The organism is Rhizobium sp. BG4 (assembly GCF_016864575.1).
Taxonomy (GTDB): Bacteria; Pseudomonadota; Alphaproteobacteria; order Rhizobiales; family Rhizobiaceae; genus Rhizobium.
Genome location: NZ_CP044126.1, coordinates 150,639 through 176,509, shown reverse-complemented (window position 1 = coordinate 176,509; position 25,871 = coordinate 150,639). Strand labels below are relative to the sequence as shown.

Here is a 25,871-nt window from a genome sequence, read left to right as displayed (position 1 = left end):
GAGGAAGACCAGGAGCGGCTATTGCCCCTTTTCAGTTTTATTATCCGCCGCATACTGCAGATGATCCCGACGGTGATCTTCATTCTCATCGTCACTTTCGTTCTCGTGCGCCTGCTGCCCGGCGATCCCGCCAGCGCCATGCTCGGTGATCGCGCCCTCGATGCCGATGTCGAGCGCATCAATCGCCAGCTCGGTCTCGACCAGCCGCTTCCCGTCCAGTTTCTCTATTATGTAGAACGCATCGTGACCGGCGACCTCGGCAACTCGATCGGCCTCAAGGTCTCCGTCATGTCGCTGATCCTGCAGCGCCTGCCGGTCACCCTGATGCTGACCTTGATGTCGGCGGTGATCGCGCTCGCCCTTTCCGTGCCGCTTGCCTTCGTTGCAGCGCTCAAGCGCGAGCAGCTGCCCGACAGCATCATCCGCGGCACCTTCCAGGTCGGGCTTTCCATGCCGGTCTTCTATGTCGGCATCGTGCTTTTGACGGTCTTTGCCGCACAGCTGAAGCTCTTCCCGGTCGGCGGCTATGGCGACAGTTTCGGCGACCGGCTCTATCACCTCTTCCTGCCGGCCCTCACGTTGGCGCTGAGCTTCGCTGCCGTGCTGATGCGCAATCTGCGCGCCTCGATCATCGGTGTCATGAATGCCGAATATGTCGATTTCGCCACCGCCAAAGGCCTCCGGTCGCGCGTCATTCTGATCCGACACATCCTGCGCAACGCGCTGATCTCCACGGTGACGCTGTTCGGCCTGCAGATCGGCTCGCTGTTCGGCGGCGCCGTGATTACCGAGACGGTCTTTGCCGTTCCCGGCGCCGGACGCCTGCTGATCGACAGCATCTATGGCCGCGACTACCCAGTCCTTCAGGGCCTGACCATCGCGCTGGCCATCCTGGTTTCGCTCACCTTCCTGGTCACCGATATCGTCCAGGCCTGGCTCGACCCGAGGATTGCACGATGAGCGCGCCGGCGGCCAAAGCCGCTCACAGCCTCGTCCAGTGGCGCAAGCCACCCCGCTCGCTGATCTGGGGCGGCATCATTCTCGGCCTCAGCCTGATCGTGGCGATCTGGCCGTCGCTGTTTGCCCCCTACGATCCAACCACCTTCGACTACAACGCGCTGCTGAAGCCGCCAAGCTGGGCGCATCCCTTCGGCACCGACAGTTTCGGCCGCGATGTACTGTCGCGCGTCATCCATGCCTATACGCTCGACATGCAAATCGCCGTCTTCGCGACGATCGGGCCCTTTATCTTCGGCACCATCGTCGGCGCCTTCATCGGTTATGCCGGTGGCATCTGGGAGGCGATCTTCGGGCGTATCGTCGACGCGACGATCACCTTCCCCTTCCTCGTGCTGGTCATCGCCATCGTCTCCGTGCTCGGCCCCGGCCTCGGCAACATGTATGTCGCCGTCGGCGTTGTCGGTTGGGTTTTCTATGCCCGGCTGGTCGCCGCCGAGATCAAAGTGCAGAAGCGGCTCGATTATGCAGATGCCGGCAAGGTGATGGGCTATGCGCCGCTGCGCATCGTCTTCCGCCACCTGCTGCCGAATGCCATCACCCCGGCGATCGTCTACTGGATGACTGACATGGCGCTCGCCATCCTGCTCGGTTCCAGCCTCGGCTATCTCGGCCTCGGCGCGCAGCCGCCTGCGGCCGAATGGGGCGTGCAGATCGCCGACGGCAAGAACTTCATGAACACCGCCTGGTGGATTTCGGTCTTTCCGGGCGTCGCGATCGTTCTCACCGGCCTAGGATTCAGCCTGGCCGGAGATGGTGTCGCCGAACTGTTGAGGGTCAGACGATGATGGGCGCAGCAAGCGAAAACAGCGGCTTGATCGTCCGCGGCCTGACCACCACCTTCGATACGCCGCGCGGCCAGGCAATCGCTGCCGCCGATGTCGATTTCGATGTGGCGCCCGGCGAAGTCGTCGGCCTCGTCGGCGAATCCGGTTCCGGCAAGAGCGTGACATTGCGCTCCATCATGCGCCTGATCCGCGAACCCGGCCATGTCAGCGGCCGTGTCGAATGGCGCGGGCGCGATCTGGTCGCCATGCCGGCGGAGGAACTGCGCAAGGTGCGCGGCGGCGAGATCGCAATGATCTTCCAGGAGCCGATGACGGCGCTCAATCCGGTTCTTCCTGTTGGCGTGCAGATCGAGGAAAACCTCGTTGCCCACACCACATTGAGCGCCCGCGACCGCAAGGCGCGCGCCCTCGAACTCATGAACATCGTCGGCATTCCCGCCGCCGAGCGGCGTCTGCAGGAATATCCGCACCAGTTTTCCGGCGGCATGCGCCAGCGCGCCATGATCGCCATCGCGCTCGCCTGTTCGCCCAAGCTGCTGCTCGCCGACGAACCGACGACGGCGCTCGACGTCACCATCCAGGACCAAATCCTGAAACTGCTGCTCGACCTGCGCGACCGGCTGTCGATGAGCGTCGTGCTCGTCACCCACGATCTCGGCGTCGTTGCCGCCACCTGCGACCGGATGGCCGTGATGTATGCCGGAAGGATCGTCGAGACCGGGACGGTCGCCGATGTCTTCCGCCAGCCGCACCATCCCTACACGCGCGGGCTGCTCGGTTCCGTGCCGCGCTCGGGTGCGGCCCGCACTGTCCTCCAATCCATCGAGGGAACACCGCCAAGCCTGACCAACCTGCCCGAAGGATGCGCCTTTCATCCGCGTTGCAGCTTTGCGACCGAGCGCTGTCTGAAGGAACGGCCGCCGCTGGAAACGGTGGGCGCTCCAGGGCGGGCGGCCGCATGTTTCCATCACAGCCAGGTGGCCGCAGCGGAGGCGATCCTTTGAACGCGACCCTCCCCATCCTCTCCATCGACGGCATCTCGAAGCGTTTTGCCGGCCCCTACTCCCTGACGCGGCGCCTGCAGGGCAAGCCGCCGCTCGCCGTCCAGGCGCTGCGTGATGTGACGCTGGAAATTCATCGCGGAGAGACGCTCGGCATCGTCGGCGAGTCCGGCTGCGGCAAGTCCACGCTGGCGCGCTGTCTCGTACGGCTTCACGAACCGGATGGCGGGGCGATCCGCTTCGAGGGCGAAGACATCGCGCGCCTGCGCGGCGGCGAGCGCCGTGCCTTCAACCGGCGCGTCCAGATGATCTTTCAGGATCCCTACGGCTCGCTCAATCCGCGCATGACGGTGCAGCAGATCCTTGGCGAAGCGCTCTCCGTCCACAGGATGCGGCCGAAAGCCGAAATCCCGAACCGGATCGCCGAGCTCCTGGAACTGGTGCGGCTGCCGCAGGACGCCGCGGCGCGCTATCCGCACGAGTTCTCCGGCGGCCAGCGGCAGCGCATCGGCATTGCCCGGGCGCTTGCGGTCGAGCCCGATGTGATCGTGGCGGATGAACTGGTTTCGGCGCTCGACGTCTCGGTGCAGGCGCAGGTCGTCAACCTGCTGCTCCAGCTTCAGGAACGGCTGCATCTGACGGTCGTCTTCGTCGCCCATGATCTCAGGCTGGTACGGCACATCTCGCATCGCGTCGCGGTCATGTATCTCGGCCAAGTGGTCGAGGTCAGCACCTCCGAAGCGCTCTTCACCGCACCGCGCCACCCCTATTCCAAGGCGCTGCTCGATGCCGCGCCGGAACTCGACCCGTCGCGCCGCAGCCGAACGGTTGCCGCCCGCGGCGAGTTGCCGAGCCCGCTCGACGTTCCGCCCGGCTGCGCCTTCGCCAGCCGCTGTCCGCATGCTTTCGACCGCTGCCGGATCGAACGCCCGCTTCTGACGCCGCGCGGCCACGGCCAGCTCGCCGCCTGCCACATCGAGGATTTCGGCGCTCCTCCGGCGCAATGAGGATTTGAGACAATGACCTACACCAGTTTCGAAGCTGAGATCGCCAGGATCAACGACGTGCTCTGCGCCGTGAACCTGCTGACCTGGGATGCCCGCACGATGATGCCTCCGGGCGGTGTCGATGCCCGCGGCAAGCAGATCGCCACGCTGGTCGGCCTCGCCCGCGATCTCGCGACCGGCGACGGCCTTCAGCGCGCCATCGAGGATGCGCGATCCGAACTCAAGAGCACCGAACCCGGCGACCGCCGCAGGCTTGCCGTCGAGCAGGCCGCCGAAGCGATCGGCACGCTATCGCGCATTCCGGCAAAGCTGGTCAGCGACGCGGCCGAGTTGAAGACCGTTGCCCAGGCTGCCTGGAGCAAGGCGCGCGCCGCCAATGATTTCGCAGCCTTCGCGCCGATGCTGGAACGGACGATGGAGATGCAGCGCGAGATCGCTGCGGCGATCGGCTATGCCGAGCATCCCTATGACGCGCTCGTCGGCACCTACGAGCCGGGCATGACCTGGTCGCGGCTGCGGGCGATCTACGGCGAGCTGCGCGACGGCCTGCTGCCGCTGCTCGCCCGGGCCAAGGAAGCGAGCGTTCGCTCCGAAATCCTCGACCGTGCATACCCGGTCGAAAAGCAGCGCGCCTTCTCAAGCCTGATTTCCAGCCGCTTCGGCTACGACTTCAACCGCGGCCGCCTCGACGACACCGTCCATCCTTTCGAGATCTCCTTCACCCGCTCGGATGTGCGCATTACCGGCCGCTTTCGCGAGACCTGGCTGCCGGGCGGGCTATTTGCCGTCTGGCACGAGGCGGGTCACGGCATGTACGAGCAGGGCATCTCTGAAGAACTCAGCCGCTCGGTCTTCACCACCGATTTCGTCAATCTCTACGCCGTCGGCGGCACCAGCTTCGGCACGCATGAATCGCAATCGCGTCTCTGGGAAAACCGCGTCGGCCGGTCGCGCCGCTTCTGGGAGCTGAATTTCGCCGATCTGCAGAAGACCTTCCCCGACCAGCTCTCGGACGTCACGCCCGAGGATTTCTGGCGGGCCGTCAACGCCGCCCGCCCCGGCTTCATCCGCGTCGAGGCCGATGAACTGACCTACGACATGCACATCATGCTGCGCTCCGAAATCGAGGCAGGGCTGATGGCGGGCGACATCCGGGTGAGTGAGCTGCCGGCGATCTGGCGGGAGAAGATCAAATCCCACCTCGGCCTCGATGTGCCCTCCGATACGCTCGGCGTGCTGCAGGACGTCCACTGGTCCTCCGGCATGGTCGGCTCTTTCCCGACCTATACGATCGGCAACATCATGTCCTCGCAGTTCTTCGCCGCCGCCTGCAAGGAGCGCGCCATCGCCGACGGGCTTGAGAGCGGCGACTACCTGCCGCTGAAGACCTGGCTGAACGGCAACGTCCACCAGTTCGGCCGCTCGAAGAGCGCGAGCCAGCTGCTGATGGATGCGACGGGATCGGATCTGTCGACCACGGCCTATATCGCCGACCTCGCACGCAAGGTCGACGCTCTCACCGCGTGATCGTCAATCGTATTTCGACAGGAAGGCGGAGACGGTGGCGAGGCAAAGCTCCTTTTCCTCGACATGCGGCATATGGCTGGAATGCTCGAAGAGCACCCACTCGCAGCCCTTGACGCGGTCGACATAGGGCTTGACCACGAGCGGCGTCGCCTCGTCGTATTTGCCGGAGATCAGCAGCGTCGGCGCCTCGATCAGCGGCAGCCGGTCCTCGATTGTCCAGTCCTTCATCGTGCCGATGACGTGGAATTCCGTCGGGCCGTTCATGTTGCGGTAGACGGTATTGTCCACGTCCATAGCCGCGAAAGTGCGCGCCACATCGTCCGGCCAGGGCGTGACGCGGCAGACATGCCGGTCGTAGAAGACACGCGAGGCGGTGATATATTCGGGATCGGTGATCGTTCCGGCTTCTTCGTGCTTCAGCAGCGTGTCCTGCACATCCTGCGGCAGCTCTTCGCGCAGGCGATTGGCCTCCGCGACCCAGGTATGCATGTTGGCGGGCGAATTGGCGATGACGAGGGCCTTCAGACCCTTCGGCTGGCGCACCGCATGTTCGGCGCCGAGCATCCCGCCCCAGGACTGGCCGAGAAAGGCGTAGCGGTCCTGAATGCCGAGATGCTTCAGGAGCGTATCGAGTTCTTCGAGGAACAGCGCGGGCGTCCAGAAATCCGGTCCCTTCTCGGGGAGCCGCGTCGAATGACCGTTGCCGAGTTGATCGTAATGGATGACGGCACGGCCATCGAGCGCGGCGATACCCTTGAAGGAATCGACATAATCGTGCGTGCAGCCGGGACCGCCATGAGCAACAACGAGCGGCAGCTTTCCCGAATCCAGTGAACCGGTGATGCGATACCAGGTGCGGTAATCGCGAAAGGGCAGATAGGCTTCTGTCGTCTGAACGGCGGCCACTGGCGTCTCCATCGTAGGGGGCAATGATGGAAAAAGCATAGCGGCGGCGCAAAGCCGAAGGCAGCTATCAGAAGTTATAGGATGGACGATCGTCGAGAAGCCGGTAATGCGTGGCGCGCACGACCGCCTGCGTGCGGTTACGGGCGCCGAGCTTCTTGGCCGCGGCGTTCAGATGCATCACCACGGTCGGCACCGAGCGGTCGATGATCCGCGATATCTCCTTGGCCGATAGCCCCTCGGCCGAATAGCGCAGGCATTCGCGCTCGCGCTCCGTCAGGCGGATCTTGCCAACGCTGCGGGCCTCGGCATCGAAAAGCGAGAAGGCGGCCTCGTGGAAGACATGCGCCAGGAGATTGAAGTCGGCGATATAGCGCAGCGCATGCCGTTCGAAATCGCCATTGGCGCCAAAGCGGATACCGGTCACCGTCGCATAGTCGCCGCCCGGCATATGGACCGGCACGGTTACACCCGTCGACATGTCGCGTTCGTTGAGAAAGCGGGTCACAGGCGCCGTATCATCGCTCATGAAGCGGCTGATCGGCGTGTCGGCGTCTGCGTCATAGTTCCAGTAGAACGGCGCCGACGTCCGCAGCGCCACCTGCTGCACCGGGTCTATACGGAAATAGCCGCGGTCGAACCAATATTCCCGCATGTCCTCGGAAATGTTTCGCAGCTTCAGCAGCGACGGGATCATTACCTCGCCGTCGAGATCGTAAGGCACCGGCGTATAGTCGTAGATCAGGGCCTCGAAACCGAGTGCCTTCATGGCCTCGAAAACCTGGTCAATCCGCCCCTCCAGCGTCTGGTGGGCTGAGAATTGCCGTCTGATCGTGCCGATCTCGTCAAGCATGGCAGGCTCCATCGGTGGCTCACCACCTATCACTTCTTATAGCTGGCAAAGACTGCGGTTTAAGATAAAAATTTAGCCATGCCCAATTATTGAGCAAGCGAAATCTTCTGCCGGAGCGGTCAATGTGGCGTGAAATCGAGCCTGAGGCGCGACATGAAATCGAGGTCGACGGCCACAAGGTCGTAGCCTACAGCTTCGGCAGCGGAAGCGAAACGGTTTTCTGCCTGAATGGCGGCCCCGGCCTGCCCTGCGATTATCTGCGCGAAGCCCATTCCTGTCTGATCGACAAGGGCTACCGCGTCGTCGCCTTCGACCAGCTCGGCACCGGCGCTTCGGACCGCCCGGCCGACGTCTCGCTCTGGACGATCGGCCGCTATGTCGAGGAGACGGAGAACGTGCGCAAGGCGCTCGGGCTTGACAAGGTCCATATGCTCGGCCATTCCTGGGGCGGCTGGCTGGCGATCGACTATGCGCTGACCTATCCCGAAAACCTCCAGACGCTTATCCTCGAAGATACCGTCGCCGACATGCCGCATCTGATCTTGGAACTGGAGCGGCTGCGCGCCGCACTCGGTCCGGAAACGGTGTCGATGATGCAGAAGCATGAGGCGCAGGGCACCTACAATCACCCGGAATATCTGGCGGCGGTAACGATCCTCAACTACCGCCATGTCTGCCGCCTGCCGGAGTGGCCGGCCCCCGTGCGCCGCTCGCTCGACGACTGGAACATGGGTCCCTACGAGACCATGCAGGGGCCGAACGAGTTTCTCTATATCGGCAATCTGAAGGACTGGAACCGCATTCCCGACCTGCCGCGCGTGACTGTCCCGGTGCTGATCACCACCGGCGAGCATGACGAACTGACGCCGGCTTGCGCGCTCAGGATGAAACTGGCCCTGCCGAATGCCGAGCTCAAGGTTTTCGCCAATGCCAGCCACATGCCCTTCTACGAGAACCCGCAGGATTATTATCCGGCGCTGATCGATTTCCTGTCGCGGCATGGGGCAAGCTGATGCAGTGTAGCGAGATCGAAGCCCGGCGAAGACAGGGGGGCCAGCGCCGCCATGCATCGTTATAAATTCATATTGACCCGTCCATTTCAGTTTCTGCCTGTTATTTTCGGCATTAGCGTTATCACTTTCATCCTCGTGCGCCTGATCCCCGGAGACCCGGCTCGCAATATTCTCGGCACCCGCGCCACACCGACCGCCCTTGCCAATATCCGCGCCCAGTACGGCCTCGACCAGCCGATGTGGCTGCAATATTTCTACTTCCTGAAGAACCTCGCGAATGGCGAGATGGGCAAGTCGATCCTCTACAAGATCGACGTCCTGCCGCTGATCGCCACCCGCATCGAGCCGACCATCGCGCTGGTTCTCACAAGCGTCATCTTGTCGATCCTGATCGCCGTGCCGATGTCGGCGATTGCGGCGCGCAATGCCGGCCGCGCTCCCGACCATGCAGTGCGCGTCATCTCCACCTTCGGCATCGGCTTTCCGCCATTCTGGCTCGGCCTGATGCTGATCATTCTCTTCAGCGTCGAACTCGGCATTCTGCCGGTCTCCGGCTACGGGACCACGCTCGGCGACAAGCTCTCGCATCTGATCTTGCCGAGCCTCACCGTGGCGCTGTCGCTCTCGACGGTGCTGACCCGCAGCCTGCGCTCGGCGATGATCGAAGCCCTGAAATCCGATGTGGCGACGGCTGCCCGCGCCCGCGGCATGCCTGAAAGCATCGTCTTCTGGCGCCATGTGCTGCCGAATTCGCTGGTGCCGACGATCAATCTGCTCGCCGTCAATATCGGCTGGCTGATCGGCGGCACCGTGGTGGTCGAAAGCGTCTTCGCCCTGCCCGGCATGGGCCAGCTTCTGGTGCGCGCCATCTTCTCGCGCGACTACATGGTGGTTCAGGGCGTCGCCATGACATTCGCCTGCGCCACCGTTCTCGTCAATTTCCTGGCTGACATCGTCACCGTCGCCGTCGATCCGAGAGTGAAGCTATGAGCGTCGGCACCTTCTCTCCCGCGCCAATCGCCTGGCGCCGTTTCTTCGGCCGCCGCCTGACGCTGGTCATCGGCGCCGGCATGCTGCTGTTCTTCCTGCTGCTGGCGATCGGCGCACCCATCATCGCGCCCTATGACCCGATCCTGCAGAATGCCGACGCCCGCCTTCAGGCCCCGTCGCTGGGGCATCTGTTCGGTACCGACAATTTCGGCCGGGACATCCTCTCGCGCGTCATCTGGGGCACCCGCATCGACCTGCGGATCGCCGTCATCGGCGTGCTCTTCCCTTTCCTGATCGGCACGACGGTCGGCACCATCGCCGGCTTCTTCGGCGGTATCGTCGATGCCATCTTCATGCGCATCGTCGACATCATTCTGGCCTTCCCGTTCCTGGTGCTGATGCTGTCGATCATCGCCATTCTCGGACCGGGACTGAGCAGCTTCTATATCGCCATGGCGCTGGTCGGCTGGGTCTCCTATGCCCGCCTGATCCGCGCGCAGATGCTGGTCCTGAAAAGCTCCGACTATGCCGTCGCCGCCGTCAGCCTCGGCTTCAGCCGCACGCGCATCATGTTCCGCCATCTGCTGCCGAACGCCATTGCCGGTTCGATCGTCTTCTCGATGTCGGACGCCACGCTGGTGTTGCTGAGCGGTGCAGCGGTCAGCTATCTCGGCCTCGGCGTGCAACCGCCCCTCGCCGAATGGGGCGTCATGGTCGCGGAAGGCCAGAGCTTCATCACCACGGCATGGTGGATCACCCTCTTCCCGGGCCTTTCGATCGTCTGCCTCGCCTTTGGTTTCAGCATGCTGGGTGATGCGCTCGGCGAACTTCTTGGGGTTCACGAATGAGCGCGTCCGTGCTTTCCGTCCGCGACCTGACGGTCAAGGTCCATCTCGACGGCGGGACGCGAACGCTGATCGACAACGTCGCGCTCGATCTCGCCAAGGGCGAAATCCTTGGCCTCGTCGGTGAGAGCGGCTCGGGCAAGAGCCTGCTCTGCCGCTCGCTGGTGCGGCTGATGCCGTCGTCGCTGATCAAGATCGAGCAGGGCACGGTGCTGCTAGAGGGCCGGGATCTCACCGCCGTCAGCGATGCCGAAATGCTGGAGGTCCGCGGCGGCGAGATCGGCATGATCTTCCAGAACCCGACCAGCCATCTCGACCCCGTCATGCGGATCGGCGACCAGATCGCCGAAGGCATCCGCTATCATCAGGGACTGGGCGCAAGAGAGGCGCGGGCCGCCGCCGTCGAAATCCTGACGCAGGTCGGCTTTCCCGATCCCGCCAGGCAATATGACAGCTATCCGCACGAGTTTTCCGGCGGCATGCGCCAGCGCGCCATGATTGGTGTGGCACTTTCCTGTAACCCGAAAATTCTGATCGCCGACGAACCGACGACAGCCCTCGACGTCACGATCCAGGCGCAGATCCTGAAGCTCCTGATGGATATCCGCGACAAGCGCGGCCTGTCGATCATCCTCATCACCCACGATCTCGGCATCGTCGCCCAGACCTGCGACCGCATCGCGGTGATGCGCAACGGCAAGCTCCTGGAACAGGGCCCGAAGCGGACGATCCTGTCGCGCCCGCAGGATCCCTACACGATCAACCTGATCAACAGCCACCCCTCGATGCCCGATGAGGCGGCACCGCCCGTAGCCGTGATCGCGCCAGCCGAGACAGCCGTTCGCCCGCTGCTCGAAATCGACGATCTCCATGTTCGCTTCAAGACCGGCGGCAGCCTGTTCAAGGCGAGCACCAAGACCGTGAGTGCCGTTGCCGGTGTGAGCCTGCGCGTCATGCCCGGCGAGACGATCGGCATTGTCGGCGAGTCCGGCAGCGGCAAGAGCACACTGGCGCGGGCAATCTTGGGCCTGACCCCGATTTCCGCAGGCCACGTCTCCTTCGACGGCATCGATCTGGCGCAGCAGCGAACCCCCGGCCTTGCGAAGCTGAGACGCGAAGCGGCCATGGTCTTCCAGGATCCCTATAACGCGCTGAACCCGCGGCTCACCATCGGCCAGATGCTCGGCGAAGTGCTGAAGGTTCAAGGCAAGGTGCCTGTCGCCGGCATTCCGGCACGGATTGGCGAACTGCTCGATCTTGTCGGGCTGGAGCGTGAATTCGCCAACCGCAAGCCGCGCAGCATGAGCGGCGGCCAGTGCCAGCGTGCCGGCATTGCCCGGGCGCTTGCCGTCGATCCGAAGCTTGTTATCGCCGACGAGTGTGTCGCCGCGCTCGACGTGACGATCCAGGCGCAGATCATCGCGCTGTTCCGCGAACTGACGGCGAAGATGAACCTGACGCTGATGTTCATCGCCCACGATCTGGCGATCGTCCGCAATCTCTGCGAACGCGTCGTGGTCATGTATCACGGCGAAATCGTCGAGGAAGGGCTATCCGAAGAGGTCTTCTCGCGGCCGAAGCATCCCTATACCGCGGCGCTCATTGCCGCCATTCCCGACATCGATCCCGACCGGCCGCTTCTCGGCGGCTCTGGCCTCGGAGAAGACATGCCGTCGATACCGGCTCAGCCTGCCAAACGCATACCATAACAAAGAAGGGAACAGCACATGACCAACAGGTGGAAATCAATCGGACTTGCCGCATTCATCGCCGGCCTCTCGCTGACGGCAAGCTATGCCGAAGCAGCCGGCGTCCTCACCATCGGCCGCCGCGAGGACTCGACGACTTTCGATCCGATCAAGACAGCGCAGAACATCGACAACTGGGTATTCTCCAACGTCTATGATGTGCTGGTACGCGTCGACAAGACCGGCACCAAGCTGGAGCCCGGCCTTGCCGAAAGCTGGACCGCCTCGGAAGACGGCCTCACCTATGTCTTCAAGATCCGCGACGCCAAGTTCTCCGACGGCTCGCCGCTGACGGCCGAAGACGCCGCCTTCAGCCTGCTGCGCATCCGCGACGATCCGGCGTCGCTCTGGAGCGACAGCTACAAGGTGATCGACACCGCCGTCGCCACCGATCCGCACACGCTGACGATCAAGCTCAAGAACCCATCGGCGCCGTTCCTGTCGACGCTGGCACTGCCGAACGCCTCGGTCATCTCCAAGGCAGGCATGGAATCACTGGGGCCTGACGCCTATGCCGAAAAGCCGATCGGATCCGGTGCCTTCACCGTCGACGAATGGCGCCGCGGTGACCGTATCATCCTGAAGAAGAACCCGAATTTCTGGCAGGCCGACCGCGTCAAGCTCGACGGCGTCGAGTGGATCTCGGTTCCCGACGACAACACCCGCATGCTGAACGTCCAGGCTGGCCAGCTCGATGCGGCAATCTTCGTGCCCTTCTCGCGCGTCGAGGAGATGAAGAAGGATGCCAACCTCAACGTCCTTATCGATCCGTCGACCCGCGAAGATCACCTCCTGATCAACCATGCCCATGGAGATCTCGGCAAGAAGGAGGTTCGGCAGGCGCTCGATCTCGCCATCGACAAGAAGGCGATCGTCGATGCCGTGACCTTCGGCCAGGGTACCGTTGCCAATTCCTATATCCCGAAGGGCGCCCTCTACTATTACGCCGACAACCTGCAGCGCCCCTATGATCCTGAAAAGGCAAAGAAGATGCTGGCCGACGCCGGCGTTTCCAACCTAACGCTGAACTATCTCATCCGCGCCGGCGACGAAGTGGACGAGCAGACCGCGGTTCTCGTGCAGCAGCAGCTCGCCAAGGCCGGCATCACTGCCAACCTGCAGAAGGTCGATCCGAGCCAGGAATGGGACATGACGGTGGCCGGCGATTACGACATCTCGGTCAATTACTGGACCAACGATATCCTCGACCCGGACCAGAAGACCACCTTCGTGCTCGGCCATGACTCCAACAACAACTACTCGACCAACTACAAGAACGAGGCGGTGAAGGAACTGGTCGCCAAGGCGCGCCTGGAACTCGACCCGAAGAAGCGCGAGCAGATGTATGTCGACCTGCAGAAGACCGCGAAGGACGACGTCAACTGGATCGACCTCTACTACAGCCCCTACATCAACGTGGCGCGCAAGAACGTCGAGAATTTCTACCAGAACCCGCTCGGCCGCTTCTTCCTGGAAGACACCGTCAAGAACTGAGGCATAGAGCTGAAGACCGCGTTCCGCCGCCGACGGGCGGCGGAACGTTTCCACCGGAGGAGCATGCGATGGCTACCGATGAAACCGCCTTTATGAGCGTGAGCGAACTCGGGCGCGCATATCGCGCCGGCACGCTGTCGCCAGTCGATGTCGTCACCGCCGCGCTTCAGCGGCTCGAGGCGCTCGAACCCGGCCTCAACGCCGTCGCCCACCGGCTGGACGTATCGGCACGGGCAGAAGCCGGGCGGGCAGCGGAAGAGCTGCGCGCCGGCAACGATCGCGGTCCGCTGCATGGCATTCCTGTTGCGATCAAGGACCTGATCGAGGTCGAAGGCGCGCCGACCGGCTATGGCAGCAAGGTACGGGCACCTGTCATTGCAGACGCGGACGCCCTGCTGGTACAGCGGCTGAGGCAGGCTGGCGCGATCATCTTCTGCAAGGCGAACCTGCTCGAATATGCCTATGGCATTGCCCATCCCGATATCGGACAGACCAACAATCCGCATGATACCGGACGCACCTCCGGCGGCTCCAGCGGCGGGTCGGCGGCGCTGGTTGCCGCGGGCATCGTGCCGTTGGCGATCGGCACGGATACCGGCGGCTCGATCCGCATCCCGGCCTCCTATTGCGGCATTGCCGGACTGAAGCCGAGCTTCGGCCTCGTGCCGCTCGACGGCGCCTTTCCGCTGTCCTGGACGCTCGACCATGCAGGGCCGCTCGCCCGCGATGTCGCCGATACGGCGCTGCTGCTCGAAGCGCTGAGCGCCACTCCCCTGCCGCTGACCCCGCCATCGCTATCCGGCATCCGGATCGGCGCCGTGCGTTTCCACTGCGAAAGCCCGGAACTGACACCGGCGGTCGCCGCCAATCTTGCCTGGGCGCTCGATCGTCTCGCCGCGGCCGGAGTCATCGTCAAGCAGATCGACATTCCGGAACTCGCCCGCGCCAATTCCGAACTGCGCCGCATCATCCTGCCCGAGGCTTCCGTCATCCACGCTCCACTCCACGCCGAAAATCCGGCGGGCTATGCACCGCGCACCCGGGCGCAGGTCGAAGCCGGTTTCGAGGCGAAAGCCATCGATTATCTGCGCGCCCAGGGTTTCCGTGCCGAACTGCGCAATGCCGTCGAAGCCGCTTTCGGTGAGGTGGATGTGCTGATCGGCCCGAGCGTGCCCTTCCCGTCCCCGGTCGAGGATCCTGAATTCACCGAGGATGGAGAGGAAGGCGAAATGCTCTCGAGCGGCTTTGCCAACATGACCGGCCAGCCCTCGATCAGCATACCCTCCGGCATGGACGGCCACCTGCCGCTCGGTCTGCAACTGACCGGACCGCTCGGCGCCGACCACCGCCTGCTGCAGATCGCCTTCGGCGTCGAGACAGCGCTCGCAGCATGGCGAAAGCCGTCCCGCGCTTAGAGGCTGGTGCTGATCACCTATACATAAAACTCCACCGCCGGCTCCGGCGGCACCGTGCTGTCGGTCAGTTCATAGGCTCGGATATAATCGATGTTCATCTCCGAGCCTCCCGCCAGACCATCGGCGGGTGAACCTGCGGCACCGCCGACGGCGAGGTTGACGAGCATGTACATCGGGTCGTGCATGTCGTCGGGGGTATCTGCTTGGGCGACGGCGACGTCGTCGAAGTACCAGGTGATGTGATCCTCGTCCCAGAGGACGCCGTAGTTGTGAAAGCCCTCGGTGCTTGCGACTTTCACCGGCGTTGAATCGATGATGTGCGAGCCGCCGTCGCCGCTATGGACCGTTACGTTGACCGTGTTCGGATCCTGGCCGCGCATTTCCACGACATCGAGCTCCGGCGGCCATGAGCCGTCTTCCGGCAGCAGCCAGAAGGCTGGCCAGACACCCTGATCATCCGGCATATCGGCGCGGATTTCGAAATAGCCGTAGGTCTGTGAGAAGGAGGAATGGGTGTTGAGCAGACCCGAAGTGTAGTCGTAGCCGTCGATCTGCTGCTGCAATGCCGCCGATGCCGGGTTGGCGGAAATCGTCAGGATGCCGTCGTTCACGCTGAAGGGATTGGCGGATGCCGTCGGTTCGTAGGACGGGTTGATGTACCATTGCTGCTCGCCGTTGCCGCTCAGGGTGCCGCCGCGCTCCGGCGCCCACCAGAACTTGGCGTCCCAAGTGCCCTGATCGCCATCTCTCAGCGACAGGCTGTTGAAATCGTCGTTGAACGAGAGCGAAAGATGTGAGCGGTCGAGCGTCAGCTGGAATTGGGCGGCGCTCAGCTGATCGATATCGGCATTGGCGAGAACCAGGCTCTCGCCGTTGCCGGTGTCGATGCGGACATCGGCGCCCTCCTGCGTCGAATGCGCGACGAGATCGGCAAAGGACGAGAAGCTGTCCATCCGGATCACGTCGTCGGCGCCGAAATCGGTGATCAGGTCGCTACCGCTGCCGTGGTTGAAGACGAAGGTATCCGCCCCGCCGCCGCCGATCAGCACATCGTTGCCCGCGCCGCCATCGATCGTCTGACCGCCTGAGGCGCCGGAGATGATATTGTCGCCGTCATTGCCGAAGGCATAGCGGCCGTTGCCCGTCACCGTCAGGTTCTCGAAGTTTTCGGGCAGCGTGTAGTCCATCCAGGTGTTGATCGTGTCCGTGCCGGAATCGGCTTGCTCCACCGCGGTGTTCTTGGCGGAATAGAGGTAATAGATGTCATCGCCGGTGCCGCCCTGCATGGAGACTTTAACGGCGCTGTCGCCCCACATGGAGTCATTGCCCGCCGTGCCCGTCTGGACCGGGCCGGCCTTGGTTGCGGAAAACCATGCGGTCGATGAGCCGCTGTAATAGAGGGGTCTGCCGACGGCGTTCACGATAGAAGTGGTCATCTCAGCTCCTTCGGTGGATTCTGGCTGGCCGCTTGGGATCGGCTTTCAGCCGCTTTTCGCGCATTCCAGCGCGACTACAAACGAAGGTTGAGGCATTGATTGCAGAAAGGCGAGCGCCAATGGATGGCGCGAGACGAGCGCGACATTGTCTTGCCAACGTGCCGTTAACGGCGCAGCGCCCGAAATGAAAGCGAGCGGCGGCACTGTGCCGATACCGCACCGCAGTACGCGCTACTGAGGCTTTCCATGCCGGTTTGAAGCAACGCAGCGCGCGATACTGTGGCGGCCGTTCAGGCGTCAGCTCAGAAGACCGCTGAGCTTCAGGTTCTTGCGCACCGTCGCCGGCGGCATGTCGAAGCGCTGGCGGAACTTCTTGATGAAATGCGAGGAGTTCTGGAACCCGGCGAGAATCGCGACCTCGGCGAGTGGGATCTTGGTGGTCTTGACGAGGCGCATCGCCTCATCGAGCCTCACCGTCAGATAGGCCGACGCCGGGGAGACGCCGAGCGCGGTGCGGAAGGAACGCTCCAGCTGGCGCCGCGACAAGCCGCTCTGCGCGGCGATGTCCTCGATATCCAGCAGGTCTTCGACATGCTGCTCCATGGTCAGCAACGCTTTCTCGACCCGTGCATCGTCGATCGTGCCGCGCCCGAGCGGATTGCGCGGCTGCATTTCCTTGGCATCGCGGCGGCGGGCGATCTGCAGGATTTCGAGGGCGTTCTTCTCGGCGAATTCGCCGACATGCCGATTGAGCAGGAAGGCAGCAAGATCGGCGGCACTGCTGCCGCCGGCGCAGGTGATTACCCTGCCGTCTTCGACGAAGAGCTCGTGCGAGGTGACCGAGATCTCAGGAAAACGCTCGCGGAAATCGCCGTGATGCAGCCAGCTGACGCAGGCCCGCTTGCCCTCCAGAAGCCCGGCCTCGGCAAGGATGAAGCTTCCGGTGCAGAGGCCGATGATCGGTACGCCCGCATGCGAAGCGTTGACGACATAGGCGACGGCCTGGCTGTCGAGCACCTCGACCTTCTCGTTGATCCGGCCGCCAACCACGACGATGTAGTCGAAGTCCGTCGGCGGCTTGAGCGGCGCATTCGGCGGCACCTGCACGCCAGAGCTCGACGTGACGAAATGCTTGTCGGCGCTCATGACCAGCCAGTCGCAGGCGATCCGCCCGGAATTGTCGCGCTGGTCGCTGCCGAGCCGCAGCGTATCGACGAAGAGCGAGAAGGCGCTGAGCGTAAAATTCTTTGCAAGCAGGAAGCCGATTTTCAGCTTCAGGGAATTCGCTCTGTTTTCACGCATGGGAAAGTCCGTCCGGCAGCCTGGCGCGCCGATTATAGGATGGAAGATGAACCGGGCGCGAGATCGTTTGCGACTGCAGGCGGCGCTGGCGGCATCGTTCGAAGCAGGCTAGCGGGTGTCTGTAGAGGCGACATTTGTACGCAGCCATACACGCCAAAAAGGACGGATTTCCTTCATGGTTGCATAAGAGGTTGTCTTTATCGTCCGGTCGAAACCAGTGAGACCCCGGCAATGACAAAGCAAGCGGCACCCTCTCCAGCACCGGCATTCGACGCCGCCGGCGACCTCGAAAACATGATTGCCGCGCTGCGCGGCCAGCATGCCGAGCTCGTCGAACGCTATGAATGGCTGGAGGCGATGATCAATCATGTGCCGGACTTCATCTATGCGAAGGACAGGCAGGGGCGTTTCCTCTTCGCCAACCGGGCGGTGGTGCTGAACAACGGCTTCGAGACCGTCGGCCAGCTGATCGGAATGACGGATGGCGAGATCCATCCGCACACCCATGCCGAGGATATCGATGCGGTCGAGCAGCGCGTCATCGAGACCGGGAGCTCCGATCTCGGTGTCGAGGAACGCCGCATGAAGGGCGAAGGCTGGCTGATGATGTCGCGCGTACCGTTGCGCGACCGCACCGGCGCGATCATCGGCGTCGTCGGCGCCTCGCGCGATATCACGGCGCGCAAACGTGCCGAAGAGCTGATGGCGGCGCAAACGAGGCTGCTGCAGGATGTGGCGCGCGGCGTCGAGCTCAATTCCTTCCTGAAGGACGCGCAGCTACTGCTGGAGCGGCTGCTTCCCGGGCGATCGGTCAGCATCGTGCTCGGCGGAGTCGAGGATGCCGGTATCGAAGCCCCGCGAATGGAATTCCCGATTGCCTGCCGCGACGGCAGCAGTCACGGAAGCCTGTTGGTATCGGAGAGAGAATGCTCGGGTGAAGCCGGGCTCTCGGAGTTTCTGGCCGGCGTCGCCCAGACCATCGGCATTGCGATCGACCGCCATCGCGACACCGCCCGGATCGCCTTTCTCGCAGAACACGATGCGCTGACCGGCCTGCCGAACCGCACGCTGCTCGACCGCAAGCTCGGAGATCTCCTCGCGGTTGACGAGAGTGCGGTCTCCGTCGCCTTCATCGATCTCGACAATTTCAAGCTGGTCAATGACAGCCTCGGCCACGCGGCGGGCGACGAGCTTCTGAAGATCGTTGCGGCGCGCATCACGGCGGAAATCTGCAGCAAGGGGCTGGTATCACGGATCGGCGGCGACGAGTTCATCGTCGTGATCGAAGCGAGCGGCAACGATCCGTTGCCGCGGCTGCGCAAGATTGCCGATGCGATCGCCCGTCCCTGCAACATCGACGGCGTCGAGATCAGGGTGACCTGCAGCATCGGCGTCGCCTCGTCCAGGGAGCATGGACGGGCAGCGAGCGAGCTTGTCGCCAATGCCGACATGGCGCTCTACCGCGCCAAGGATGCCGGCCGCAATGCAATCCAGCTCTTCACACCTGAAATGGCCGAGGCAGCCCGCCACAAGCTGCTGCGCATCGACGATCTTCGCCGCGCCGTCACTGACGATCAATTCCTGCTGCATTTCCAGCCGCAGAAGCATATCGCCAGCGGCGAGATTTCGGGCGTCGAAGCGCTGCTGCGCTGGCAGCATCCGCAGGCGGGGCTGATCTCCCCGGCTGAATTCATTCCGCTTGCCGAAGAGACCGGGCTGATCGTCGAACTCGGCGAAATCGTACTCGACAAGGCCTGCCGCCAGCTGCGGGCGTGGCTGGATAGCGGCCTGCCCGCGGTGCGCATGGCGGTGAACGTGTCCGCAAGGCAGTTCCGCGAGCCGTCGCTTCCCGCGAAAGTGGCGGCAGCGCTCTCCGCCTCCAGCCTCGACCCGGCGCTTCTCGAGCTCGAACTGACCGAGAGCCTGATCATGGAAGACGTTGACGGCGCGATCGCCCGCATGCGCGAGCTGAAGCGGCTCGGTGTCAGCCTGTCGATCGATGATTTCGGAACCGGCTATTCGAGCCTCAGTACCCTGAAGCTCTTTCCGCTGTCGCGTCTCAAGATCGACCGCTCGTTCATAACGGATATTCCGGGCGATCCCGGAGACATGGCGATCACCTCGGCAATCGTTGCGCTCGGACATACGCTCGATCTCGAAGTGATTGCCGAAGGCGTCGAGACCGAGGCGCAGGCGGCTTTTCTGGCGGAGACGGGTTGCGACGCATTCCAGGGCTTTCTCTTCGCCCGGCCGCTGCCCGCCGCTGATATCGGCAAACTGCTGGCAGGGTCCGTCGTGGTGGAGAAACGCAGAAAGAAACGACCGGCCTGACGCTCGGTTACAATGGGTCGCATTTGTTGACGGAACGGCGGCCATGCCTTGGCGGTTCTCCCCTTCGAAGGAGTACACAAATGACCAAGGCAATGACCGAACCCTATTCCATCCGCACGCTGGGCCTCCAATATGGAATCGAGCCCGCCGAGGCAGAGCGGCTGCTCACCAGGTTTGCTTGCTCGAAGGTGGAAATGGACCGGTTGCTGACCGCCCGCGGCAGAACGGCAAAACATCGCCGCCGCGAGATGAATACGCCGGTATCACAGGCAGCATTCGGCATTGGATAGGCACGCCGGCGCTTGACTGCGAAGGCTTCAGTTCCAAATGAGATCATGACCTTGAGGCATTTCGGCTCTAGGGTCGCAAAACTGTCATGTCCCTCTGCAATGGGTCGGCATGCAAATGGAATAGAATCCTTCCCCACAGGTTCCGATGACATCTCCCAGTGCCGAACATCGCCTCCCGTCAGGCGCCTCCGAACGCCTTCAATTGCTTGCAAGCGCCGTCCTCAAGGCGGGTGAACTCGCAAGATCATCGCTCAAGCGCCGCCGCATTACCGAGATGCTCGCCAAGGCGCCACGGGACTACCAGACCGAGATTGATGTGGCCGTCGAGCGCATCATCGTCGATGAGATGGTGAAGGCCTTTCCCGGTTATGCGATCCAGGGCGAGGAAGCCGTCGGCAACCGTCAGGCAGGGCCGGATACGCCCATCATCTACATCGACCCGATCGACGGCACCACCAACTATGCCTGGGGCATTCCGCATTTCGGCATGACGATCTCGATTGCCGAACATGGCAAGGTCGTCGCCGGCGTGGTCTATGACGCTATGCTCGACGAACTCTTCAGCGCCGAAGCGGGCCGCGGCGCCTATCTCAACGGCGAGAAGATCAGCTGCATCGACAATGGCGACATCGAGAACGTCCTGATCGGTGCCGGTCTTCCTGTTCCCGGCCAGGTCAAGGCGGTGAAGAAGGAAACCTATCTGTCGGCACTGCAGCGCCTGATGGATCATACGGCCGGCGTGAGACGTCTCGGCTCGGCCGCACTTTCGATCGCCTATGTCGCCTGCGGCCGCCTGGATGGCTTCTTCGAAGATGGCCTGTCACTGCATGACTATGGCGCATCGGCCTTGCTTGTCGAAGAAGCCGGCGGCAAGGTTTCCGCCTTCTCGGGCGGCCCGGTAACGCCGAATGGCGATATCCTCGCGGCAAACGCGGCGGTCCATTCCTGGCTCGTGGACGGCTTCCGCGAAGGCTAGTGACTGGACGCGATCAGTGCCTCGAGGCCAACCGGGTCATCGGTGGTGATCTGGTCGGCCTTCAGCGCCAGCAGGCGGCGAACATCCGGCAGGACATCGGGAATGGCGCGATTGATCGTATAGGCGTCGATCGTCCGGCCTGCCTGATGAAAGGCGCCGATCATATCGAAGCCCGCCGCATCGGCAAACAGTACCAGCTTGTGATGCAGGTAGATCATCGTGGCCTTCGGCGAGGCTTCAATTGCACCTGAGACGAAGCCCGCGAAATCGCGGCTTTCCATGAGGCGCTCGATCGCGCCATCATGGCACGGGTCGTAGCCGACTGGCATATGGGGAACCGCCCGCGAGAGGCGCTCCACGGCAATCGCGTCACCCCCTGACAGAATGACCGATTTCGCCACCGGCGCGATCGCCTTGGCGAAGACTGCGACATCGGCTTCGCTGATGCGTACGGAATATTCCTTGAGATCGAGTTGCAGTACCGCATCCGGATGGCAATCTATCTCCTCGAGCAAGCGGCCGAGATCGTCTATCAGCATGACCGGATTACCGGTCGGCTGCCCTTCGTGATCGCGAAGATAGAGGCTGCGGAGATAATCGGCCGAGGCATCGGCGACAGCGCCCTCCCCCGTCGTCGCCGGATGCAGCACGTCGTCATGCAGGACGGCAAAGCCATCGCCCGCAAAGCAGACGAGATCGATCTCGACGCTCGCGCCAAGCGCCATGCCCTCGGCGATCCTCTGGCGCGTGAAGGAGATATCACCGGCCTGCCGGTGGCCGCGGTGCCACTTCAGCCAGGTGAGATGCCCGTTCGTCTTGATTGCTACGCCCTTGGTGTCAGACATGACCGAATACTTGCCTCTGTCCCTGATGGCCGGCTTGCGGCGATTGATAGACGAGGCCGTTATCGCGGAATGCGAAGTAGGCTGCAACTTTCGGCTCGACGAAACTGCCCTTCGACCAATTGGTATCGGGCGCGGTCATCGATTTCAGGCGGCTGCCGTCGGCGAGATCGATATCGACAAGCTTGTGGGTGCCGAAATCGATCGTGCGATGCACCGATGCAGCCTTCTTCTCGGAAGGCGAGAGCGAAAGCGCCTCGGGCCGGAAGGCAATCTCCACCTCACCGTCGCTGACAGGAACAGTGAGCGGAAAGGCCGGATGCTCGCTGATCCCGTTCCTGATGGTCGTGCGGACGAAATTCATCGAGCCGATGAAACCGGCAACGAAGGCAGTCCGCGGCTCCCGATATATGACATCCGGCGGCGCGATCTGCTCCGTGCCGCCGTCACGCATGACGACGATGCGGTCGGCGAGCGCCAGCGCCTCATCCTGCCCGTGGGTGACGAACAGCGTGGTGATGCCGAGGCGCTGCTGGATATCCTTGACCTCTTCGCGCAACCGCTCGCGCAGATGCTGGTCGAGGCTGGCGAAGGGCTCGTCGAGCAGCAGGATCTTCGGCTCGAGCACGAGCGAACGCGCCAGCGCGACGCGCTGCTGCTGCCCGCCGGAGAGCTGTGTGGTCTGGCGCTTGCCGTAGTTCGAAAGACCGACCAGTTCGAGCGCGCCTTCGACGCGGTCGCGGATTTCGGTCTTCGGCAAATGCCGCAGCTTCAGGCCGAAGGCGATGTTGTTGAAGACGTCCATATGCGTCCAGAGCGCATGGCTCTGGAACACCATGCCGGTCGGGCGCTTTTCTGGCGGGAGGCCGGTGACATCCTTGGCGTCGATCAGGATCGAACCGCCGGTCGGGCGCTCGAAGCCGCCGATCATGCGCAGCAACGTCGACTTGCCGGAGCCGGAGGGGCCGAGAAGGCAGACGAGTTCGCCGTCCTCGACATCGAGCGAGAAATCGCGCACGGCGAAAGACGTGCCGAAGCTCTTCGAAACGCCGTTGATCGTCAAACGTGCCATTTGCAGCCTCTCTTCGGGCAGAACCCAATCATATTATGCACCGAAGCCCCGGGCGAATGCACCTGTTCCGACGACGCGGCGGGCAAACATCAAGGCGATGAAGGACGGCACCCAGAGCATCACCGAAAGCACGGCGCCATATTGGACGACGATCTGGTTGTTGATGAAGGTGATCATCAGGACCGGCATGGTGCGGATCTCGGGCGCGCCGATCAGCCAGGCGCCCTCGGTTTCGTAGAAGGTGCCGACGAAGGTCAGAAGCAGAGCGGCGGCGATCGTCGGTCCCGCCTGCGGCAGGGTGATCGACCAGAAGACCCGAAGCGGCGTGGCGCCCGCATCCCGCGCTGCCTCTTCCATCCGGCGATCGACATTCTGAAAGGCCGCGACGGGAATCCAGATCATCAGCATCAACGTGCCGACCAACTGGATCAGCACGACGCCCCAGAAGGTGCTGATCAGCCCCAGCTGCAGGAAGATGCCGGCGATCGCGACCAGCAGGCCGAATTTCGGGAAGGCGTGCGACGCGAGGAACGACAGGAAGAGAATGTTGCGGCCCGGAAACTTCATCCGCGCGAAGGCATAGGCCGCCGGAAGGCAGATGATCGCCGAAAGGATGGTGACGGTTGCCGTCAGCCGCAGGCTCAGCGTCAGCGCATCCCAGACATCGGCACGCGACAGCGTCTGATGCCAGAAGCGTAGGCCGAACTGCTGCGGAATGACCGAAGGATAGCGCCAGACCTCGGTAAAGGCCCAGGTTCCGACGACGACGAGCGGCAGCGCGATGAAGAGCGTCAGCAGGACCGCAAAGCAGATGCCGGTCCAGTCGATCCCGGCGCGTGAAGCGGTGTTTTCAACCGGCGTCATCGGCGGCCCTCCCGGTTCCTGGCGATCGAGCGTACATAGAAAATGCCGAAGACGAGGCAGAAGGCGAATGAGATGACGGCCTGCGTCAGTGCGTTCAGCGGATCGTTCATGTCGGAGAAGGTGCGCTGCATGAACGGACCCATCATTTCGGGCGAGGCGGGACCGAGGACATATGGCAGCGTGAAGGATGAGAAGATGCCGAGAACGGCGAAGGATGCGGTGACCAGCAGCGAATTGCCCATGCGCGGCATGATGATCGAGATGAAGACGCGGAAAGGCTTGGCGCCGACGTCGCGTGCGGCCTCGATCGAGCTTTTCGAGATGCTGCTGAGCCCGGCCGTCAGCATCAGTACGGTCAGCGGCAGGTTGTCCCAGACGAGGCCGATCACCGGTCCCCAGGGCGTCAGATAAGGCGACGGCAGCTTCGGCAGGCCGACGGCATTCAACAGAATGTCGACAGTGCCGTTCGGGCCGATGGTGCGGATCAGCGCGTAGGAAAGGATGATCGACGGCACGAACATCGGAAAGATCGCCAGCCCCTGGACATAGCCGGCAAGCCGTCCCTGCGAGAAGCGCAGGTAGAGCGCGATCGGCAGGCCGATGACGACGAGCAGCAGGCCGCAGACGAAGGTCGTCCAGAGCGTGACCCAGAGATTGGCGAGGCTGTAGCTGTCGGTGAAGAAGAACTGGTAGGAGGCGAGCGAAAACTGAGAGCTTCCATCCGCCTGGCGCACGAAGATCGTGCCCATGACCGCCGAGATGATCGGATAGACGATCAGCCAGCCAAGAAGCAGAACCGGCAGGGCGACCAGAAGCAGCCCCGCCGAGGCACTCTTGGCCGGCGCGCCTTCACGCGCCGGCGATTGTACTGGTATCCGTCTGCGCATCAGGTACGGCTGATGTTCGGAGCGACGTTGCGGTACCAGCCGTCATTGATGTTGGTTTCCCAATCGCCGCTCGGGAAGACCGGAATGGTCGTCGGGATGACGTCAGCATACTTCTTGCGCAGTTCGTCCGAGATGTGATCCCAGGAAACGCCCGGGAAGCCGCCGATCTCGGTGATGATCGCTTCCTGCATCTCCTTGGTGAGCAGGAAGGCCGCGAGCTTCAGCGCGGCATCCTTGTGAGCACCGTTCGAGAAGACGGTCATGCGCGAGAAGCCGCCGCAGAGCGCGAGGTCGCTCAGCTGAACGAGGCCCGTCGTCTCAGGCAGAACGCCCTGCGCGATCGCCTGCAGGATCTGGTCGGACCAGACCGGGGTCATGGTGACGACGCCCTGTGCCAGAAGCTGGATCGACTGGGTATTGCCGGCGGTGTAAGCGCCCTTTTCATAGAGCGACGGGGCGAGATCGGTCAGGATCTTCCAGGCCGGCGTCAGCGTCTGGTTGGCATAGTCGGCGGTGAAGTTGTCGACGGTGAACTTCTTCGGGTCGCGGCCATTGGCTTCATGGATGGCGCGGCGAACGAAATTGCCGCCGGAACCGCCCTTGTCAGGACGGTTATAGATGAACTGGCCCGGGTTCGCCTTGATCCAGGCCGTCAGCTGTTCCCAGGTCTTTGGCGCGTTCTTCGGGTCGAGTTTGGTCGTGTCGTAAGCGAGCAGAACCTGCGAGCCGCGATAGGGAAGCGAATATTCGCTATCGACGCTCAGCGGGTTGACGTGATCGAAGCCCTCGATGTTCTCGGCCGAGAACTTGACCCAGAGGCCGGCATCGATGCCCCCAGCCGGAAGGCGCGGGTCGAAATGTTCGAAGATGTCGGCCTGCGGATCGGTCTTGCTCTTCAGAGCAGCGAGGCCGCGGTCGGCGATGGCGCGAAGACCGGTATTGTCGCCGGCGTCGGTGACCTTGATCGCCAGCTCGGGGTGAGCCTTCGAAAAGGCCGGGACCACGATGTTCGACCAGAAATCGATGATGTTGGCATCGGAGCCGCTATAGAGATCGATCGTCTCTCCGGCTGCAGAAGCAAAGCGCGGCATTGCCAGGAGGCCCGCTGCGGCCGACGAGGTGATAAGAAATTCGCGTCTGTTCATGACCTTTTTCCTCTTCTGCAGGCTGCTCCCCGGCGAGCCTTTCGGGAGGTAGCTATCGCTGCCGCGTGACACGGCAATGACAAAAATGCACTTTTTGCACGCCTGTGCATTTATTGGCCGGAATG

The 25,871-nt window shown here is 63.0% G+C and carries 23 protein-coding genes; 14 read left to right on the top strand and 9 right to left on the bottom strand.

Annotation, left to right across the window (positions count from 1 at the left end; all coding sequences use genetic code 11):
• Positions 1–21: 21 nt before the first annotated feature.
• The 5 genes from F2982_RS20975 to F2982_RS20955 are packed head-to-tail and all read left to right on the top strand — an operon-like array spanning position 22 to position 5,340.
• Complete coding sequence (locus tag F2982_RS20975) at positions 22–960, top strand: ABC transporter permease (RefSeq protein WP_112711084.1); 939 nt, start codon at positions 22–24, stop codon at positions 958–960.
• Positions 957–1,805, top strand: coding sequence for an ABC transporter permease (locus tag F2982_RS20970; protein WP_203430749.1), 849 nt, complete (start codon positions 957–959; stop codon positions 1,803–1,805). Before F2982_RS20975 ends, F2982_RS20970 begins: the two co-directional genes overlap by 4 nt.
• The gene (locus tag F2982_RS20965) at positions 1,802–2,809 is read left to right on the top strand and encodes an ABC transporter ATP-binding protein (protein WP_130281408.1); all 1,008 of its coding nucleotides are present in this window, start codon (positions 1,802–1,804) and stop codon (positions 2,807–2,809) included. Before F2982_RS20970 ends, F2982_RS20965 begins: the two co-directional genes overlap by 4 nt.
• A complete protein-coding gene (locus F2982_RS20960; RefSeq protein ID WP_203430748.1) occupies positions 2,764–3,813 on the top strand; it encodes an oligopeptide/dipeptide ABC transporter ATP-binding protein in 1,050 nt (349 codons plus the stop codon). Before F2982_RS20965 ends, F2982_RS20960 begins: the two co-directional genes overlap by 46 nt.
• 12 nt (positions 3,814–3,825) lie before the next feature.
• Positions 3,826–5,340: a carboxypeptidase M32 gene (locus F2982_RS20955; protein WP_203430747.1), complete on the top strand. Its 1,515-nt coding sequence runs from the start codon at positions 3,826–3,828 to the stop codon at positions 5,338–5,340.
• A gap of 3 nt (positions 5,341–5,343) precedes the next feature.
• On the opposite strand, the gene F2982_RS20950 is transcribed toward F2982_RS20955, so the two are convergent.
• Positions 5,344–6,258: a proline iminopeptidase-family hydrolase gene (locus F2982_RS20950; RefSeq protein WP_203430746.1), complete on the bottom strand. Its 915-nt coding sequence runs from the start codon at positions 6,256–6,258 to the stop codon at positions 5,344–5,346.
• 55 nt (positions 6,259–6,313) lie between these two features.
• Positions 6,314–7,096 (bottom strand): LuxR family transcriptional regulator, encoded by a 783-nt coding sequence (locus tag F2982_RS20945; RefSeq protein ID WP_130281416.1) that lies wholly within the window; start codon positions 7,094–7,096, stop codon positions 6,314–6,316.
• 122 nt (positions 7,097–7,218) lie between these two features.
• Here F2982_RS20945 and F2982_RS20940 point away from each other — a divergent pair, with 122 nt between their 5' ends.
• The 6 genes from F2982_RS20940 to F2982_RS20915 all read left to right on the top strand — a co-directional run bounded on the left by F2982_RS20940 (position 7,219) and on the right by F2982_RS20915 (position 14,601).
• Positions 7,219–8,109: a proline iminopeptidase-family hydrolase gene (locus F2982_RS20940; RefSeq protein WP_203430745.1), complete on the top strand. Its 891-nt coding sequence runs from the start codon at positions 7,219–7,221 to the stop codon at positions 8,107–8,109.
• Between the two features lie 51 nt (positions 8,110–8,160).
• Complete coding sequence (locus F2982_RS20935; RefSeq protein WP_112711091.1) at positions 8,161–9,099, top strand: ABC transporter permease; 939 nt, start codon at positions 8,161–8,163, stop codon at positions 9,097–9,099.
• Positions 9,096–9,947 carry an ABC transporter permease gene (locus F2982_RS20930; RefSeq protein WP_203430744.1) on the top strand — a complete coding sequence of 284 codons (852 nt, stop codon included), beginning with the start codon at positions 9,096–9,098 and terminating at the stop codon, positions 9,945–9,947. The genes F2982_RS20935 and F2982_RS20930 overlap by 4 nt, the downstream gene beginning before the upstream one ends.
• Positions 9,944–11,653, top strand: coding sequence for an ABC transporter ATP-binding protein (locus F2982_RS20925; RefSeq protein WP_203430743.1), 1,710 nt, complete (start codon positions 9,944–9,946; stop codon positions 11,651–11,653). The genes F2982_RS20930 and F2982_RS20925 overlap by 4 nt, the downstream gene beginning before the upstream one ends.
• A gap of 18 nt (positions 11,654–11,671) precedes the next feature.
• Positions 11,672–13,186, top strand: coding sequence for an ABC transporter substrate-binding protein (locus F2982_RS20920; RefSeq protein WP_112711094.1), 1,515 nt, complete (start codon positions 11,672–11,674; stop codon positions 13,184–13,186).
• A 68-nt stretch (positions 13,187–13,254) separates the two neighbouring features.
• Positions 13,255–14,601 carry an amidase gene (locus F2982_RS20915; protein WP_203430742.1) on the top strand — a complete coding sequence of 449 codons (1,347 nt, stop codon included), beginning with the start codon at positions 13,255–13,257 and terminating at the stop codon, positions 14,599–14,601.
• 17 nt (positions 14,602–14,618) lie between these two features.
• Here F2982_RS20915 and F2982_RS20910 read toward each other — a convergent pair whose 3' ends face one another.
• Entirely contained in the window at positions 14,619–16,037 is a 1,419-nt protein-coding gene (locus F2982_RS20910) for a family 16 glycosylhydrolase (protein WP_203430741.1), read from the bottom strand.
• 297 nt (positions 16,038–16,334) lie between these two features.
• Entirely contained in the window at positions 16,335–17,339 is a 1,005-nt protein-coding gene (locus F2982_RS20905) for a GlxA family transcriptional regulator (RefSeq protein WP_203430740.1), read from the bottom strand.
• A 231-nt stretch (positions 17,340–17,570) separates the two neighbouring features.
• Between F2982_RS20905 and F2982_RS20900 the strand changes: the two genes are divergently transcribed.
• The 3 genes from F2982_RS20900 to F2982_RS20890 all read left to right on the top strand — a co-directional run bounded on the left by F2982_RS20900 (position 17,571) and on the right by F2982_RS20890 (position 20,936).
• On the top strand, positions 17,571–19,670 hold the full coding sequence (locus F2982_RS20900; RefSeq protein ID WP_246777629.1) for a GGDEF and EAL domain-containing protein: 2,100 nt from the start codon (positions 17,571–17,573) through the stop codon (positions 19,668–19,670).
• A gap of 80 nt (positions 19,671–19,750) precedes the next feature.
• Positions 19,751–19,960: a hypothetical protein gene (locus F2982_RS20895; RefSeq protein WP_203430739.1), complete on the top strand. Its 210-nt coding sequence runs from the start codon at positions 19,751–19,753 to the stop codon at positions 19,958–19,960.
• Positions 19,961–20,105: 145 nt separating this feature from the next.
• Complete coding sequence (locus F2982_RS20890; RefSeq protein WP_203430738.1) at positions 20,106–20,936, top strand: inositol monophosphatase family protein; 831 nt, start codon at positions 20,106–20,108, stop codon at positions 20,934–20,936.
• Here F2982_RS20890 and F2982_RS20885 read toward each other — a convergent pair.
• From F2982_RS20885 to F2982_RS20865, 5 genes are read right to left on the bottom strand one after another with little or no spacing between them, the layout of a single operon-like run.
• Positions 20,933–21,781 carry a glycerophosphodiester phosphodiesterase family protein gene (locus tag F2982_RS20885; protein WP_203430737.1) on the bottom strand — a complete coding sequence of 283 codons (849 nt, stop codon included), beginning with the start codon at positions 21,779–21,781 and terminating at the stop codon, positions 20,933–20,935. The two genes, F2982_RS20890 and F2982_RS20885, sit on opposite strands and share 4 nt — an antisense overlap.
• Positions 21,774–22,850, bottom strand: a complete 1,077-nt coding sequence (locus tag F2982_RS20880; protein WP_203430736.1) for an ABC transporter ATP-binding protein — start codon at positions 22,848–22,850, stop codon at positions 21,774–21,776. The genes F2982_RS20885 and F2982_RS20880 overlap by 8 nt, the downstream gene beginning before the upstream one ends.
• Positions 22,851–22,883: 33 nt before the next feature.
• Positions 22,884–23,714, bottom strand: a complete 831-nt coding sequence (locus F2982_RS20875; protein WP_112711102.1) for an ABC transporter permease subunit — start codon at positions 23,712–23,714, stop codon at positions 22,884–22,886.
• The gene (locus F2982_RS20870) at positions 23,711–24,601 is read right to left on the bottom strand and encodes an ABC transporter permease subunit (protein WP_203430735.1); all 891 of its coding nucleotides are present in this window, start codon (positions 24,599–24,601) and stop codon (positions 23,711–23,713) included. Before F2982_RS20870 ends, F2982_RS20875 begins: the two co-directional genes overlap by 4 nt.
• A complete protein-coding gene (locus F2982_RS20865) occupies positions 24,601–25,746 on the bottom strand; it encodes an extracellular solute-binding protein (protein ID WP_203430734.1) in 1,146 nt (381 codons plus the stop codon). Before F2982_RS20865 ends, F2982_RS20870 begins: the two co-directional genes overlap by 1 nt.
• Positions 25,747–25,871: the final 125 nt, after the last annotated feature.

Bases quoted from the DNA above. Each gene is read 5' to 3' on its own strand.
- F2982_RS20930 (WP_203430744.1), top strand. From the start codon at position 9,096: ATGAGCGTCGGCACCTTCTCTCCCGCGCCAATCGCCTGGCGCCGTTTC.
- F2982_RS20970 (WP_203430749.1), top strand. From the start codon at position 957: ATGAGCGCGCCGGCGGCCAAAGCCGCTCACAGCCTCGTCCAGTGGCGC.
- F2982_RS20915 (WP_203430742.1), top strand. From the start codon at position 13,255: ATGGCTACCGATGAAACCGCCTTTATGAGCGTGAGCGAACTCGGGCGC.
- F2982_RS20890 (WP_203430738.1), top strand. From the start codon at position 20,106: ATGACATCTCCCAGTGCCGAACATCGCCTCCCGTCAGGCGCCTCCGAA.
- F2982_RS20950 (WP_203430746.1), bottom strand. From the start codon at position 6,258: ATGGAGACGCCAGTGGCCGCCGTTCAGACGACAGAAGCCTATCTGCCC.
- F2982_RS20965 (WP_130281408.1), top strand. From the start codon at position 1,802: ATGATGGGCGCAGCAAGCGAAAACAGCGGCTTGATCGTCCGCGGCCTG.
- F2982_RS20945 (WP_130281416.1), bottom strand. From the start codon at position 7,096: ATGCTTGACGAGATCGGCACGATCAGACGGCAATTCTCAGCCCACCAG.
- F2982_RS20960 (WP_203430748.1), top strand. From the start codon at position 2,764: ATGTTTCCATCACAGCCAGGTGGCCGCAGCGGAGGCGATCCTTTGAAC.
- F2982_RS20875 (WP_112711102.1), bottom strand. From the start codon at position 23,714: ATGACGCCGGTTGAAAACACCGCTTCACGCGCCGGGATCGACTGGACC.
- F2982_RS20905 (WP_203430740.1), bottom strand. From the start codon at position 17,339: ATGCGTGAAAACAGAGCGAATTCCCTGAAGCTGAAAATCGGCTTCCTG.
- F2982_RS20940 (WP_203430745.1), top strand. From the start codon at position 7,219: ATGTGGCGTGAAATCGAGCCTGAGGCGCGACATGAAATCGAGGTCGAC.
- F2982_RS20865 (WP_203430734.1), bottom strand. From the start codon at position 25,746: ATGAACAGACGCGAATTTCTTATCACCTCGTCGGCCGCAGCGGGCCTC.
- F2982_RS20955 (WP_203430747.1), top strand. From the start codon at position 3,826: ATGACCTACACCAGTTTCGAAGCTGAGATCGCCAGGATCAACGACGTG.
- F2982_RS20900 (WP_246777629.1), top strand. From the start codon at position 17,571: ATGACAAAGCAAGCGGCACCCTCTCCAGCACCGGCATTCGACGCCGCC.
- F2982_RS20885 (WP_203430737.1), bottom strand. From the start codon at position 21,781: ATGTCTGACACCAAGGGCGTAGCAATCAAGACGAACGGGCATCTCACC.
- F2982_RS20925 (WP_203430743.1), top strand. From the start codon at position 9,944: ATGAGCGCGTCCGTGCTTTCCGTCCGCGACCTGACGGTCAAGGTCCAT.
- F2982_RS20910 (WP_203430741.1), bottom strand. From the start codon at position 16,037: ATGACCACTTCTATCGTGAACGCCGTCGGCAGACCCCTCTATTACAGC.
- F2982_RS20880 (WP_203430736.1), bottom strand. From the start codon at position 22,850: ATGGCACGTTTGACGATCAACGGCGTTTCGAAGAGCTTCGGCACGTCT.
- F2982_RS20935 (WP_112711091.1), top strand. From the start codon at position 8,161: ATGCATCGTTATAAATTCATATTGACCCGTCCATTTCAGTTTCTGCCT.
- F2982_RS20895 (WP_203430739.1), top strand. From the start codon at position 19,751: ATGACCAAGGCAATGACCGAACCCTATTCCATCCGCACGCTGGGCCTC.
- F2982_RS20870 (WP_203430735.1), bottom strand. From the start codon at position 24,601: ATGCGCAGACGGATACCAGTACAATCGCCGGCGCGTGAAGGCGCGCCG.
- F2982_RS20920 (WP_112711094.1), top strand. From the start codon at position 11,672: ATGACCAACAGGTGGAAATCAATCGGACTTGCCGCATTCATCGCCGGC.